A 14,152-nucleotide genomic window follows, 5' to 3' on the forward strand; every position below is an offset into this window, starting at 1 on the left:
CGCGCCGATTGGCGTAAACTGCGCCCACGCCTGCGAGGAGTTTTTATGACCGCTATTACCATTACCGACGCCGCCCATGATTACCTGGCTGATCTGCTCTCCAAGCAGAACACCCCGGGCATCGGCATCCGTGTCTTCATCACCCAGCCTGGTACCCAGTACGCCGAAACCTGCATTGCCTACTGCAAGCCAGGCGAAGAGAAGCCTGAAGACACCGCGCTGGGGCTGAAAAGCTTCACCGCCTACATCGATTCCTTCAGCGAAGCGTTTCTTGATGACGCGGTCGTTGATTACGCCACCGACCGCATGGGCGGCCAACTGACCATCAAGGCACCGAATGCCAAAGTGCCGATGGTCAATGCCGACAGCCCGGTCAACGAGCGCATCAACTACTACCTGCAAACCGAGATCAACCCGGGGCTGGCCAGCCACGGCGGTCAGGTCAGCCTGATCGACGTTGTCGAGGACGGCATCGCTGTGTTGCAGTTCGGTGGCGGTTGCCAGGGCTGCGGCCAGGCCGACGTAACCTTGAAGGAAGGCATTGAGCGCACCTTGCTCGAGCGCATTCCTGAGCTCAAGGGCGTTCGCGACGTGACCGACCACACGCAGAAAGAAAACGCCTACTACTAAGGCGTTCGCTGTGAACATGAAAAACGGCGCCCCGTGAGCGCCGTTTTTTTATGGGCAACTCTTGCCGCCCCCATTCGCGAGCAGGCTCGCTGCCACATTGAAATGCAATGACCTGTGGGAGCGAGCCTGCTCGCGAAGGCATCTTCAAGGGCGATAAAGATGCGCATGCCCGGCGCGATACAACGATGATTCGCTGAACACCTCGCTGCCCAGCACCCTGCCAACCAAGATCAGCGCCGTACGCCGAAAGCCTTTGGCCTCGACCTTTGCGGCAATGTCCGCCAATGTACCTACCACCCAGTCCTGATCCGGCCATGTCGCGCGGTGAATAACGGCAATCGGGCAGTCCGCGCCGTAATGCGGCAGCAGTTCAACCAGTATTTTTTCCAGATGATTGACCCCCAAGTGGATCGCCATGGTCGCGCCGTGCTGCGCCAGGCTCGCCAGTTCTTCGCCGGCGGGCATCGCGGTCTTGTCGGCGTAACGGGTCAGGATCACGCTTTGCGAAATGTCCGGCAGAGTGAGCTCTGCGCCCAGCAGTGCTGCGCATGCCGCTGTGGCGGTCACGCCAGGGATGATCTCGAAAGGAATGCTCAGCTCACGCAAGTGGCGGATCTGCTCACCAATCGCGCCGTACAGACCTGGATCCCCCGAATGCACACGGGCCACATCCTGGCCTTTGGCATGGGCGCTCCTGATCAAATCGATGATTTGTTCCAGATGCAGTTCGGCGCTGTTGGCCACGATTTCGGCCTGATGACCTTCCAGCACCGCTGCGGGTACCAGCGAGCCGGCATAAATGATCACCGGGCAGCTGCGAATCAGCCGTTGGCCTTTGACGGTGATGAGTTCCGGGTCGCCGGGGCCGGCGCCGATGAAGTAGACGGTCATCGTTGAATCCTTGTGAAGAGGCGCAGGCACACTGCAGATGAAGTGTGCTCATGATCGATGGCGGGGATTATCGGGATTTTATGCAGCGCCGGCCAATGCCAGCGTGGCCTGCGCATATTTCTGCCGAGGAATCAGCAGTTTCGCCGGCGCCTGAATCAGTTGCTCGGCCAGCGCCAGCGCGGCGCTTTCCGCCACGCCGTAGCAGCCGGTGCGCTCAAAGGCGATTTGCGATTGATGGCTGAGGCGCTGCTGGTAGGTCGCCAGCTCGGCACTGTTGAAATACTGCAGCGGCAGGTTCAACTGTGTGGCCAGTTCCAGCAACCCCGGTTCGTCGCGTTTGAGATCGATACTCGCCAGAGCCTTGACCGCTCGCAGTTCGATGCGGTGTGCCTGCAAAGCCTGGTCGAGTAATGCACGCAGCGTACTGGCCGGGCAGCCGCGCTGGCAGCCGAGGCCGACCACGAAGGTCGGCGCTGCGCGGTCATCGGTCATGCTTGATATGGGCCTGCGCTTTTGCGGCGGAACAACCATGCACTGATCAAGCCCAAGGCCAGCCAGAACGCGACGTTGGTCAGCTGCGAAGCGATTTTGAACTGGGTTTCCAGTGCCTCTGGAGCGAGCATCGAATGCACCTGCGGTTGCGGCGCGCCGATCACATGCGGCACGGCGAGAATCGCTACACCAAGAAGCTTCATCAGCCAGTGACGGCTGAAAGCGATCAGTGCCAGGCCGACAGCGGTCGAAGCGGCAGTGCCGATCCACCAGATCTGCCGCGAAGCCAGATCGGCGGCGGCTGTGCCCGGCAATTCAGGTGGCAGGCCCAGGGTCGGCGCAAGAACGAACGTGGCGTAACCGGCCAGACCCCAGAGCAGCCCTTGCGAGGTCTTGGTCGGCGCGCGCAAGGTGTACAGGCCGGCGAGCATCAAGGCGAAACCCACTGCCACCACCAGATTACCGCCAGTGGTCGAGACCACACGCTGCCAGCCGTCTTCCGGCTCCCAGGCTTCGCCATCATGGCTGTGGGCGGCGGTGCCGGCGGCGTGTTCGTGGACTTGCGCGACCGGTTCGGATTTCTCGAAGGTTTCGGCCTGCAGAATCAGTGGCGATACCCAGAAACTCTGCAGCAGGGTCAGCAGCAGGGCGGCCAGCAAGCCGGTGAAGCCTGCGGTTTGCGCGATACGTTTGATCATTTCGGCAGGCCTCAGTGGCACGGGAACGCGGCGCTGTGGCGGGTATCGTGGGCGGCGTTGTGCACCGCTTCGATGTGCGAGAAACCGGCGAACCAGACCAGGCTGGCACCGAGGATCGAGGCGAAGAGGGCGGCGGCGACGCGTTGGCCGAGTGTGGTGCTGCTGGAGATGTGGTCAGTGTGGCTGACGGTGTTACTGATGATCGACATAGCGCTTCCCTCTGAAATGTCAGCGGGTAAACAGAGCGCATGAAAATCCCTGCGGGCCGGGCACGCAGGGATTTCGAACAGCGCCCGCCCACCGCGGGTTTGTTTGTGTTCAGCGGCGCTTGCGCGCGCTGGGTGTTGCGGGCCGGTCTCCGGGCTCGCGAGGGGTTGGCTGGTCGCCGACCTGCAAGCATCACCTTCCCATGCCGGGGCACAGTGGATCTGACGCTTCGCTCGCTTACCGTTGCGGGGGCAGCACCGGACTGACATGGCTTTGAGTAAAGCACATGATTCACCGGTTTCCCGTTTCACCCTGTGAAGGGCACCCGTAACAAGGTGTGCAGGAGAACATGGGTTTGGGTTTTTAGTCAATTTCCGGGAGTTTTCGGTACTGCGGTGGGGGTATTTTTCTGATGTTTTTGTGTGTATATCCGTTGCTGCGGGTGTTGCTGATTACGGTTTCGCCCTTACGGCGAGGCACTTTTTCCAAACGCCGAAAAAGTACCCAAAAAGGCTTGCTCCTACGTTCGGCCCTCGCAGGCTCGGGTTCCTTCGCTCCGGGACTGATCCGGGCGCAGCGGCTCCGGTTTGCTTCGCTGCACCTACACTCGCTGTGTACGACTGCGTCGTACGGTCGCTGCGCTCCCACGCCCGGATCAATCCCTCCACTCAGCCTTCCGACGTCGCCGGTGGATCAAGATCAAGAGCACTCGAGCTTGCGCTCATTGTTGAGTGGGGCGGCTGCGCCGCGGGCAGCTGCGCTGCTTTGCTTTTGCTTTTGTGGGAGCGAGCCTGCTCGCGAAGGCGGCCTGACAGCCGACCTGTTCTTGAGCTGGTGCGCGATCCAACTGTAGGAGCTGCCGAAGGCTGCGATCTTTTGCTTTTGCCTTTGCCTTTGCCTTTGCTTTTGCTCTGGCTTTTGATCTTTTGCCCCTTCGGCAGGCTTCGTTACGGGATCGATCCGGGGGTGGGAGCGCAGCGACCGTACGACGCAGTCGTACACAGCGGAAGGAGGTGCAGCGAAGCAAACCGTAGCCGCTGCGCCCGGATCGGTCCCGTAACGAAGGTACCCCGAGCCCCAGCGAGCGGGCCGTACGCCGGGGCAAAGCCTTTTGGTTCCTTTTTGGCGTTTGAAAAAGGGACTCGCTGTAAGAGCGAAACCATAAGAAGCCGTTACCGCAGCAACGGATATACCCCCAGTTTCAGACTCACCGACCATTGACCCACGACGGACCCATGCGTAGCCTTGCGCTTTCGAGGTTCTTCGGCACTCGCCGAAGCTAAGAAGGGAACGCGGTCAAAGCCGCGGCTGCCCCCGCAACTGTGAACGGTGATGTTCGTTGCCACGCCACTGCCAGCTCAACCGATGAGCCAGCGGGAAGGCGCAATGGACGCCAGGCACAACGCCTGAACGCCGTCAGCCAGGAGACCTGCCTCGTCACAGATTCTCACTACAACCGGGCGGGGTGATCCGGTGGCGAATGCTTCCGGCGTGCACGCGCGCTGCCGGTTCTCGTCCCGTATGCCCGCCGCTTGCCAAAGGGCATACCGATGAAAACACTGGCCAAACTCCCCGTCACCATCGTCACCGGTTTCCTCGGTTCGGGCAAAACCACGCTGCTGCGGCACATGCTCGACAACGCTCAGGGCCGGCGCATCGCGGTGATCGTCAACGAGTTTGGCGAGCTGGGCATCGACGGTGAAATCCTCAAGCAATGCACCATCGGCTGCACCGAAGAAGAGGCCAGCGGCCGCGTTTATGAGCTGGCCAACGGCTGCCTGTGCTGCACCGTGCAGGAAGAATTCTTCCCGGTGATGCGCGAACTGGTCGCCCGTCGCGGTGACCTCGATCACATTCTCATCGAAACCTCCGGCCTGGCTCTGCCCAAGCCGTTGGTGCAAGCCTTCCAGTGGCCGGAAATTCGCAGTGCCTGCACCGTCGACGCAGTCATCACCGTGGTCGATAGCCCGGCGGTCGCCGCAGGCACATTCGCTGCGTTCCCGGATCAGGTCGATGCCCAGCGCAAGCTCGATCCGAACCTTGATCACGAGTCGCCGCTGCATGAACTGTTCGCCGATCAACTGGCCAGCGCTGACCTGGTGATCCTCAACAAAGCCGACCAGACCAGCCCGGAAGATCTGGCTCGCGTACGCGCTGAAGTCGCCGAAGAGCTGCCGCCAGCAGTGAAAATCATCGAAGCCAGCAACGGCCGCCTGCCGCTCGACGTGTTGATCGGCCTCGGTGCCGGCTCTGAAGAGCATATCGACAGCCGCCACAGCCACCACGATCATCACCACGACGGTGATGACGACGATCACGATCATGACGCCTTCGATTCGATCTCCATCGAATTGCCGCAAGCCGACGAAAGCCTGCTGCTCGACGCGCTGACGCAACTGGTGGTGCAGCACGGCATCCTGCGGGTCAAAGGCTTCGCGGCGATTCCGAACAAGCCGATGCGCCTGTTGATCCAGGGCGTGGGCACGCGTTTCGACAAGCATTTCGACCGTCAGTGGGGCGCCGAAGAAGCGCGCGTCACGCGTCTGGTGCTGATCGGTCAGGAGCTTGATGCGGCACAACTCGAAGCGCAATTGCGCGCTGCGCTCAGCGTTTAAGCCATGCACCTGCTCAGGACCCAGCCCGGCGGATTCGTCTCGGACGACAACATTGCCGACCTCGGACAAACCCCCGCCGAGCTGGTGATCCTGTGCAGCGGCGATTCCAGCCTGGCGCTGCTCGCCGAGGCTGCGCAGCAACTGCCCGATGATTATCCGAGCCTGCGTCTGGCCAACCCGATGCAGGTCCAGAATCATGCCTCTGTCGATCTGTATGTCGACGAAGTGCTGCGCCACGCCAAGGTCATTCTGATCTCACTGCACGGCGGCATCGCCTATTGGCGCTACGGTGTCGAGCGGCTGGTCGAGTTGTCCGAACGCGGCGTGCAACTGATTCTGGTGCCCGGCGATGACCGCCCGGATCCCGAACTCAGCGACTTGAGCACGGTCAGCGCCGAAGTGCGCGATCGACTCTGGCAATTCCTGCGTCAGGGCGGCATGGGTAACGCGCTGGATTTCTTCCGTTGCCTGGGCAACCAATGGTTCGCCCGCGATTACCCGTGGAGCGAGCCGCAAACCCTGCCGCGCACGGCGATTTATCACCCACAGAAAAACAGCGCTGCCCTGAGTGACTGGCAAGCCGAATGGCTGCATGGTCAACCCGTGGCGGCGCTGTTGTTTTATCGCTCGCATTTGCAGGCGGCGAACACGGCGTTCATCGATGTGTTCTGTCAGCGTTTGCAGGCAGCCGGGCTCAATCCGCTGCCGATCGCGGTGGCCAGTCTGAAAGAACCAGGTTGTCTGTCGGTGGTCGAGGACTGGCTGGATGAAGTCGAGGCGGGGGTGATTCTCAACACCACCGGTTTTGCCCAGTCCAGCCCCGAAGCGCCGCATCTGCGCCCGTTTCGCCGCAACATCCCGGTGATTCAAGCGATCTGCGCCCAGGACAACGAGCCTGGCTGGCGCGACAGCGAGCAGGGCCTCGGGCCGCGCGATCTGGCGATGCACATTGCTTTGCCCGAACTTGACGGACGCATCATCAGCCGCCCGATCAGCTTCAAGGATCTGGCCTGGCGCAGCGAGCGCAGCCAGTCCGATGTGGTCTGTTATCGCGCCCAACCTGAACGCATGGATTTCGTCGCCGAACTGGCGCGGCGCTGGATTGCTCTGGGGCGGGTGCCCAATGGCGAAAAACGCATCGCGCTGATCCTCGCCAACTACCCGACCCGCGACGGCCGCATCGGCAACGGTGTCGGCCTCGATACGCCAGCGGCGGCGCTGAACATCCTCCGCGCTTTGCGCGAAGAGGGTTATCCGGTCACGGCCGAGTTGCCCGATAGCGGCACCGAGCTGATCCAGCAATTGCTCGGCGGTGTCAGCAACGACCTCGACAGTCTCGACCTGCGCCCGTGCCAGCAAAGCCTGGCGATGGACGATTACCTGGCAATGTTCAACGCGTTGCCGGAGGCGAATCGCGCGGCGGTACTCGAGCGCTGGGGATCGCCACACAACGATCCGATGTGTCGCGACGGCCGGCTGATGATCGCCGGTCTGCGTTTCGGTCTGACCTTTGTCGGCATCCAGCCGGCCCGCGGTTATCAGGTCGATCCCAGCTCGGTGTATCACGACCCGGATCTGGTCCCGCCGCACGGCTATCTGGCCTTCTATTTCTGGTTGCGCAACACCTACGGCGCCCACGGCGTGATCCACGTCGGCAAGCACGGCAATCTCGAATGGCTGCCGGGCAAAGGTGTTGGGCTGTCGGAAAACTGCTGGCCCGACGCGCTGCTCGGGCCGTTGCCGAATATCTATCCGTTTATCGTCAACGATCCGGGCGAGGGTGCCCAGGCCAAACGGCGCACGCAAGCGGTGATCATCGACCACTTGATGCCACCGCTGACCCGCGCCGAAACCTATGGGCCGCTGCGCAATCTGGAGTTGCTGGCCGACGAATATTACGAGGCGCAACTGCTCGATCCGCGCCGTGCCCGCGAGTTGCAGCGCGACATTCTGCAATTGGTGCGGGACACGCAGATCGACCGCGAGCTGCAACTGGATGCAGCGCTGGACAGCGATGCCGATGCGGCGATCTGGTTGCCGCGTCTCGACACTTATCTGTGCGATCTGAAGGAATCGCAGATTCGCGATGGGTTGCACATTTTTGGTGAATCGCCGAGCGGGCGCTTGCGTATCGACACCTTGCTGGCGTTGCTGCGCATCCCGCGCGGTGACGGTAAAGGCGCGCAGTCGAGCTTGTTGCGAGCGTTGGCCAAGGCGTTTGAGTTGGGCTTCGACCCCTTGGATTGTGCATTGGCCGATCCTTGGAATGGCCCGTGTCCGATCGAGTTGCAGGCCATCAGCGAAGAAGTCTGGCGCACCGCCGGCGACACCCGCGAACGCCTCGAACTCTTCGCCGCAGACCTGATCTTCCAAGCACTGAATGTCCCCTGTGGGAGCGAGCCTGCTCGCGAAAGCGGTGCGTCAGGTAAATCATTGTTGAATGACACACCGAGTTCGCGAGCAGGCTCGCTCCCACAAGGGGCGGGTTGGGCTGAGGTTGATTCGATACTCGACCATCTGCGCGAAGTCGTCGCCCCGCGCCTCGACGCTTGCGGCCCCGCCGAAATGCGCGGTCTGCTCGACGCCCTCAGCGGTCGTTTCGTCCCGGCCGGCCCCAGCGGTGCGCCCAGCCGTGGCCGCCTCGACGTGCTGCCGACCGGGCGCAACTTCTATTCGGTGGACGTGCGCAATCTGCCGACCACCACCGCGTGGCGCATCGGATTCCAGTCGGCAACGCTGATTCTCGAACGGCATCTGCAGGACCACGGCGATCACTTGCGCCAGCTCGGCCTGTCGGTCTGGGGCACCGCGACCATGCGCACCGGCGGCGACGACATCGCTCAGGCCATGGCTTTGATGGGCGTGCGTCCGGTCTGGGCCACGGGCAGTCAGCGCGTGGATGATTTCGAGATTCTGCCGCTGAGCCTGCTCGATCGTCCGCGAGTTGACGTGACGCTGCGGGTTTCGGGGTTTTTCCGTGATGCGTTTGCCAATCTCATCCGCCTGTTCGACGCCGCCGTGCAAGCGGTGGCCGCGCTGGACGAGCCGGATGACTTGAACCCACTCGCAGCCAAGGTGCGTGCCGAACGCGAGGCGTTAGTGCAATCGGGCGTCGATGAGGACACCGCGCGGCGTCAGGCCGGGTGGCGCATCTTCGGCGCGAAACCGGGGGCGTATGGCGCCGGGGTGCAAGGCGCCATCGATGGGCGTCTGTGGCAGTCGCGCGAAGACCTCGCCGAGGTCTACCTGAACTGGGGCGCTTATGCTTACGGTGGTGCCGACGAGGGCACGGCCGCCCGCGCGCAATTCAGCCAGCGCCTGAGCCAGGTGCAAGCCGTGCTGCAAAACCAGGACAACCGCGAGCATGACTTGCTCGATTCCAACGATTACTACCAGTTCCAGGGCGGCATGCTCGCGGCGGTGGAGACTCTGCGCGGCGAAGCGGCGGCCAGCTATCACGGCGATCACAGCCAGCCGGATCTGCCGAAGATTCGTACCTTAAAGGAAGAATTGAACCGCGTGGTGCGCTCGCGCGCGGCGAATCCGAAGTGGATCGACGGAATCAAGCGTCACGGCTACAAAGGCGCGTTCGAACTGGCGGCGACGGTTGATAATCTGTTCGCCTTCGATGCGACGACGCAGTTGATCGACGACCATCAGTACGCGTTGCTGGCGGAGGCATATTTGCTCGATCCGGCGACCCGGGATTTTGTTCGTGAGCATAATCCCCATGCGCTGCGCGACATGACCGAACGCATGCTCGAAGCGCAGCAGCGCGGGATGTGGCAGGAGCCGGGGGCTTATAAAGAAGCGCTGGAGAATTTGCTGTTGGATATCGAGGAAGATATGTAGCCGCTAAAAAGCTACCCTCACCCCAGCCCTCTCCCGGAGGGAGAAGTGGCCGATTTTTAGCGCTGTCGAAATTTGCGTCGACCCGATGCATCACGTCGACAGAACTCGAGAGGCCATCACGGTCTGTTCCCTCTCCCTCTGGGAGAGGCTAGGGTGAGGGCAACAACTGACACACCACAACGTCACGACCATCCACGACCACGAAAGAGAAACCCATGACCGACACCCCGCATTTCCCGCTCTCCGCCGTGGTCGGCGCCGATGACTTGAAGCTCGCCCTGTGCCTGACCGCCATCGACCCGAAAATCGGCGGCGTACTCATCGAAGGCCCGCGCGGCATGGCCAAGTCGACGCTGGCGAGGGGCCTGGCGGATCTGCTCGCCAGCGGCCAGTTCGTCACCTTGCCGCTGGGCGCCACGGAAGAGCGCCTGGTCGGCACCCTCGATCTCGACGCTGCCCTGAGCGACGGTCGCGCGCAGTTTTCGCCCGGTGTCCTGGCCAAGGCTGACGGTGGCGTGCTGTACGTCGATGAAGTCAATCTGCTGCCCGATCATCTGGTCGACCTGCTGCTCGATGTCGCCGCCAGCGGTACCAACCTGATCGAGCGTGACGGCATTTCCCATCGGCATTCGGCGAAATTCGTCCTGATCGGCACCATGAACCCGGAAGAGGGCGAACTGCGGCCACAACTGCTTGACCGCTTCGGCTTGAACGTTGCCCTCAGCGGCCACACCGCGCCCGCCGAACGTGGACAGATCATTCGCCGGCGGCTGGATTTCGACAGCAATCCGCAAGGGTTCTGCGCGCAGTGGGCGAGCGAGCAACACATCCTGCGTTCGCGCTGTGAAAGCGCCCGCGAGCGCTTGGCAGCCATCCCGCTGGATGATGCGGCATTGGCGTTGATTACCGAGCGTTGTTTCGCCGCCGGCGTCGATGGCTTGCGCGCTGATCTGGTCTGGTTGCGCGCGGCTCGCGCCCATGCGGCGTGGCGTGGGGCCGATGCGATTGCTGAAGAGGATATCGACGCGGTGGCCGAATTTGCCCTGCGCCATCGCCGTCGCGAACAACCTTCATCCAGCGCCCAATCACAAGCGCAATCTCCGTCAGGCACAGACAGCAAATCCGGCGAAGGCCAGGGCCAGTGGGGCGAGATGCCGGCAACGGCGCAAGCTACCGGTGCCCGCCGCGAAGTTCCGAGCTGGCCGCCACAGGCAAAAAAGCCCTAGGCATTCGCCCCCGATCAGACGCGGGGGCGAATGCCAGACCCCGTGCCGGACAACTCGACAATGGCCGCCAGGGCCAACGGCACGCTGCCAGCAGCGGTTCGGTGAACTGGCCGGGCACGCTGCTCAATGGCCGCCCGCAGCGCCGCGCCGATTTGCTGTTTCAACAGCGCACCCGTTCGCCCCATGAAATCTGGCTGGTGATCGTCGACGCGTCGGCCTCGACCCGTCGCCATCAGGCCTTGAGCGATGCCAAGGGCCTGCTCGCGCAGTTGTTCGACGATGCTTACCGCCAGCGGGCGCGGCTGGCGTTGCTGACCGCCAGTGGTTCTGCGCCGAAATGGCAGGTGCAAGGTTTGAAGGCCTCAAGCGGCCTGAGCACCTGGCTTGACGGTCTGGGCGCTGGTGGCGGCACGCCGTTGCTCGCGGCGCTGGAACAGGCGCAGCAATGGCTGACGGTTAGACGCAAGCGCTTTCCCGCCGAACAGCAACGCTGTCTGATCGTGACCGATGGTCGCTTGAAAGAGCTGTCGGGGTTGCCGGTGCTGGCGTGCCCGGGATTGCTGATCGACATCGAACGCGGGCCGATTCGACTGGGCCGGGCGAAGGATCTGGCGACCGCGCTGCAAGCGCAGTATCAGCATATCGATGAGCTGGGTCTACGCTGAAATCCGCCGCACCGCTCGCACCCTGTGGGAGCGAGCCTGCTCGCGAAGGCTTTTTCGGCAACGCTGAAAGTCTCCGATCAAGGTCATTCATACAGATTTTGAAATGATTTCCCGCTGTGGAGCAGGCCGGTCGACGCTGTACGCTCGAAGGCCATTTTTCATTCAGGATCTACATGAACACCCTCTCGGAGCCTCCCAGTCAGCACTCTCCAGCACGCCTTCGCGCGGTCTTGATCCTTTCGCAGCATCCCGTCTTCCGACCCCCGACTATGGTTGATAACGCGGCTCTTGAGCCTTCGCGTTGCGCTTCGCCGTGTCCGGCCGCCTGAATTCACTGAAGAGAGATCGAGACGTTTTATGGAATGGTTAGCGGATCCCACAGCCTGGTTAGGCCTGTTGACTCTGATCGTGCTGGAACTGGTGCTGGGTATCGACAACCTGGTGTTCATCGCAATTCTTGCCGACAAACTGCCGCCGCATCAGCGTGATCGTGCGCGCATCATCGGCTTGTCGCTGGCGTTGATCATGCGTCTGGGCCTGTTGGCGAGCATTTCCTGGCTGGTTACGCTCACGCAACCGTTGTTCGAGGTGTTCGACAAGAGCTTCTCCGGTCGTGATCTGATCATGCTGTTCGGTGGCGTGTTCCTGTTGTTCAAGGCGACGATGGAGTTGCATGAGCGCCTCGAAGGCCATGTCGGCGAGCGCTCGACCAACACGACCTACGCGCTGTTCTGGCCGATCGTGGCGCAGATCGTGGTGCTTGACGCGGTGTTCTCGCTCGACGCGGTGATTACCGCCGTGGGCATGGTCGATGAACTGGCGGTGATGATGATCGCCGTGATCATTTCCATCGGCCTGATGATCGTCGCCAGCAAACCGCTGACCCGTTTCGTCAACGCACACCCGACCGTGATCATGCTGTGCCTGGGCTTCCTGATGATGATCGGTTTTGCCCTGACCGCAGAAGGTCTGGGCTTCCATATCCCGAAAGGTTACCTGTACGCGGCCATCGGTTTCTCGATCCTGATCGAGGTGTTCAATCAGATCGCCCGGGCACGGCGCAAACGTTCGATGCAGGGCGTGCGGCCGATGCGCGAGCGCACGGCCCATGCGGTGATGCGTCTGCTCGGCGGGCGCAAGCTGGCGGCGGAGGAGGTTGGCGAGGAAATCTCCGACCTGCTGGACAACGGTGAAGCGCCGGTGGCCGAGCTGTTCGACCGTCGTGAGCGGGTGATGATCAGCGGTGTGCTGCAACTGGCGGAACGGCCGATTCGCAACCTGATGACGGTGCGCGCCGACGTTGACCTGATTGATCTTGCGGATGACGCCGAAACCATTCGCACGAAGTTGATGCATTCGTCCTACTCGCGCTTGCCGTTGATTCGCGATGGCGCGGTGGACGAGCCGCTGGGCTTCGTACACAAGAAGGAACTGCTCAAGGAATATCTGGCGGGCAACGAGCCGAACCTGGAGCATCTGGCTCGCAAGACCGTCAATCTGCTCGACAGTTACTCAATCCTCAATGCCCTGGAGCAGATGCGCGCGGCCTCGACCCACATCGCTTTCGTGGTCAACGAGTTTGGCGATTTCGTCGGCGTATTGACCATGACCGACATCCTCGAATCGATCGCTGGCGAACTACCCGATGCCAGCGAAATCGAAGGCCCGGACGTGGTCGAAGAGCGCGGCGGGTTTCTGGTCAGCGGCGCGCTGCCCTTGGCTCGCGTTCGCCAGCGTACCGGCTTCGATGCCGAGCCGACCGAGGATTATCAGACGATGGCCGGGTTGGTGATGAGTCTTCTGGATCGCTTGCCGATGACCGGCGATCAACTGGAATACGAGGGCTGGCAATTGACTGTCAAAGCGGTGGAAGAGCGGCGGGTGACGCGGGTGTTGCTGGAGCGCGCTGCCGCGTAATACTTGCGTTTTCTAAAAGCTGTGCCGGCCTTTTTGCGAGCGGGCTCGCTGCCACATTGCAATGCCGTTCAATGTGGCAGCTAGCCTGCTCGCGAAGGCAATTTGGCAGGCACTCCATACCTCTGAGGAGGCTCGTTCAGTACATCCTCCGTAGGCGCCCATGTGGGACGGTACGCAAAGTACGAAGTGTCTGACGCAGCCAAGGCAGATCATGCTTCCGTTTACGCGCGGCAAAGGGGGCTTTGGTCTTGCCGATGTGCGAGGCGAAATCCCGTGCGAGGGTTTCTTCAGTGCCGATACCTTTGAGCTTTTTCAGCAGCCTGCCGTTTTTATAGAACAGCACGGTTGGCGTGCCCGTGACATTCGGGTGCTTGGGCGATTGGCTGGTGTTGAGCATATAGATGTTGGCGCGCAGTCGGTAAGGCTCGGCAATCTGCCGAAAGATCGGCCCGGCCCATTCGCAGGCGGGGCAATGTTCATTGGCGAAATAAATAATGACCGGACGCCAGGTTTTCAGGGCTTTGCGGTAAACCGGGGCCAGCGCGGCAGTTGTGTTGGTGACGTTCATCGAAGGGTCCTTTTCAACGAGCGGATAGGTTGCTTGACGTTAAAGGAGTAGGCATGTCGGGGTCTACTGTCAGAAATTACAGGTGGACTGCGTAACCACGAGAAGTGCTGTCGTCACGGTGATAGCCGTCGCGAAACGGCAGGGTGGTGATGTCTACAGGCAGGCGCTAAAGCGCTGATACCGGGTTTTGCTCAACTGTCACCCTGATTCGCACCACAAAGGCGCGATCTGACCCAAGTTGGGAACGCATTACCCCTTTCCTGGCTTTGTCAGGTGTTTCCTTCGCTCCTGGTCGGGCCAAACCCTTTGGTCCACGAAACATATCTTGTTGATTCCAAAAGCGTTCAACGCAGTTACAGATTTCGCGAGATTCCTGTGGCACACTTTCTGC

At 61.7% G+C, this 14,152-nt stretch carries 11 protein-coding genes and 2 riboswitches; of the genes, 6 read left to right on the top strand and 5 right to left on the bottom strand.

Going from position 1 to position 14,152, the window contains the following annotated elements; genetic code table 11:
• Positions 1–45: 45 nt before the first annotated feature.
• Positions 46–630, top strand: a complete 585-nt coding sequence (gene nfuA / locus J2Y39_RS21875; RefSeq protein WP_003225494.1) for a Fe-S biogenesis protein NfuA — start codon at positions 46–48, stop codon at positions 628–630.
• Positions 631–774: 144 nt separating this feature from the next.
• Here the strand turns inward: nfuA and cobM are convergent, their stop codons facing one another.
• The 4 genes from cobM to J2Y39_RS21895 all read right to left on the bottom strand — a co-directional run bounded on the left by cobM (position 775) and on the right by J2Y39_RS21895 (position 2,920).
• Positions 775–1,521 carry a precorrin-4 C(11)-methyltransferase gene (cobM, locus tag J2Y39_RS21880; protein WP_056785217.1) on the bottom strand — a complete coding sequence of 249 codons (747 nt, stop codon included), beginning with the start codon at positions 1,519–1,521 and terminating at the stop codon, positions 775–777.
• A gap of 78 nt (positions 1,522–1,599) precedes the next feature.
• The gene (locus tag J2Y39_RS21885; RefSeq protein ID WP_310219673.1) at positions 1,600–2,013 is read right to left on the bottom strand and encodes a cobalamin biosynthesis protein; all 414 of its coding nucleotides are present in this window, start codon (positions 2,011–2,013) and stop codon (positions 1,600–1,602) included.
• Positions 2,010–2,711, bottom strand: a complete 702-nt coding sequence (locus J2Y39_RS21890; protein WP_056785224.1) for a CbtA family protein — start codon at positions 2,709–2,711, stop codon at positions 2,010–2,012. The genes J2Y39_RS21885 and J2Y39_RS21890 overlap by 4 nt, the downstream gene beginning before the upstream one ends.
• Positions 2,712–2,722: 11 nt before the next feature.
• Complete coding sequence (locus J2Y39_RS21895; protein WP_016774486.1) at positions 2,723–2,920, bottom strand: CbtB domain-containing protein; 198 nt, start codon at positions 2,918–2,920, stop codon at positions 2,723–2,725.
• 122 nt (positions 2,921–3,042) lie between these two features.
• Positions 3,043–3,262, bottom strand: a riboswitch (cobalamin riboswitch).
• Positions 3,263–4,157: 895 nt separating this feature from the next.
• Positions 4,158–4,370, top strand: a riboswitch (cobalamin riboswitch).
• A 98-nt stretch (positions 4,371–4,468) separates the two neighbouring features.
• On the opposite strand from J2Y39_RS21895, the gene cobW reads away from it, so the two are divergent.
• The 5 genes from cobW to J2Y39_RS21920 all read left to right on the top strand — a co-directional run bounded on the left by cobW (position 4,469) and on the right by J2Y39_RS21920 (position 13,193).
• Positions 4,469–5,533, top strand: coding sequence for a cobalamin biosynthesis protein CobW (gene cobW, locus J2Y39_RS21900; protein ID WP_042610347.1), 1,065 nt, complete (start codon positions 4,469–4,471; stop codon positions 5,531–5,533).
• 3 nt (positions 5,534–5,536) lie between these two features.
• Entirely contained in the window at positions 5,537–9,385 is a 3,849-nt protein-coding gene (gene cobN, locus J2Y39_RS21905; RefSeq protein ID WP_310219678.1) for a cobaltochelatase subunit CobN, read from the top strand.
• Positions 9,386–9,600: 215 nt separating this feature from the next.
• Complete coding sequence (locus J2Y39_RS21910) at positions 9,601–10,611, top strand: AAA family ATPase (protein ID WP_310219680.1); 1,011 nt, start codon at positions 9,601–9,603, stop codon at positions 10,609–10,611.
• A complete protein-coding gene (locus J2Y39_RS21915) occupies positions 10,584–11,276 on the top strand; it encodes a VWA domain-containing protein (protein WP_310219959.1) in 693 nt (230 codons plus the stop codon). Before J2Y39_RS21910 ends, J2Y39_RS21915 begins: the two co-directional genes overlap by 28 nt.
• 357 nt (positions 11,277–11,633) lie before the next feature.
• Positions 11,634–13,193, top strand: coding sequence for a TerC family protein (locus J2Y39_RS21920; RefSeq protein ID WP_041478708.1), 1,560 nt, complete (start codon positions 11,634–11,636; stop codon positions 13,191–13,193).
• A gap of 136 nt (positions 13,194–13,329) precedes the next feature.
• On the opposite strand, the gene J2Y39_RS21925 is transcribed toward J2Y39_RS21920, so the two are convergent.
• A complete protein-coding gene (locus tag J2Y39_RS21925) occupies positions 13,330–13,761 on the bottom strand; it encodes a thioredoxin family protein (protein WP_310219683.1) in 432 nt (143 codons plus the stop codon).
• Positions 13,762–14,152: the final 391 nt, after the last annotated feature.

The organism is Pseudomonas sp. 2957, from assembly GCF_031456345.1.
In the GTDB taxonomy this organism is placed as follows: Bacteria; Pseudomonadota; Gammaproteobacteria; order Pseudomonadales; family Pseudomonadaceae; genus Aquipseudomonas; species Aquipseudomonas siliginis.

Bases quoted from the DNA above. Each gene is read 5' to 3' on its own strand.
- nfuA (WP_003225494.1), top strand. From the start codon at position 46: ATGACCGCTATTACCATTACCGACGCCGCCCATGATTACCTGGCTGAT.
- cobM (WP_056785217.1), bottom strand. From the start codon at position 1,521: ATGACCGTCTACTTCATCGGCGCCGGCCCCGGCGACCCGGAACTCATC.
- J2Y39_RS21885 (WP_310219673.1), bottom strand. From the start codon at position 2,013: ATGACCGATGACCGCGCAGCGCCGACCTTCGTGGTCGGCCTCGGCTGC.
- J2Y39_RS21890 (WP_056785224.1), bottom strand. From the start codon at position 2,711: ATGATCAAACGTATCGCGCAAACCGCAGGCTTCACCGGCTTGCTGGCC.
- J2Y39_RS21895 (WP_016774486.1), bottom strand. From the start codon at position 2,920: ATGTCGATCATCAGTAACACCGTCAGCCACACTGACCACATCTCCAGC.
- cobW (WP_042610347.1), top strand. From the start codon at position 4,469: ATGAAAACACTGGCCAAACTCCCCGTCACCATCGTCACCGGTTTCCTC.
- cobN (WP_310219678.1), top strand. From the start codon at position 5,537: ATGCACCTGCTCAGGACCCAGCCCGGCGGATTCGTCTCGGACGACAAC.
- J2Y39_RS21910 (WP_310219680.1), top strand. From the start codon at position 9,601: ATGACCGACACCCCGCATTTCCCGCTCTCCGCCGTGGTCGGCGCCGAT.
- J2Y39_RS21920 (WP_041478708.1), top strand. From the start codon at position 11,634: ATGGAATGGTTAGCGGATCCCACAGCCTGGTTAGGCCTGTTGACTCTG.
- J2Y39_RS21925 (WP_310219683.1), bottom strand. From the start codon at position 13,761: ATGAACGTCACCAACACAACTGCCGCGCTGGCCCCGGTTTACCGCAAA.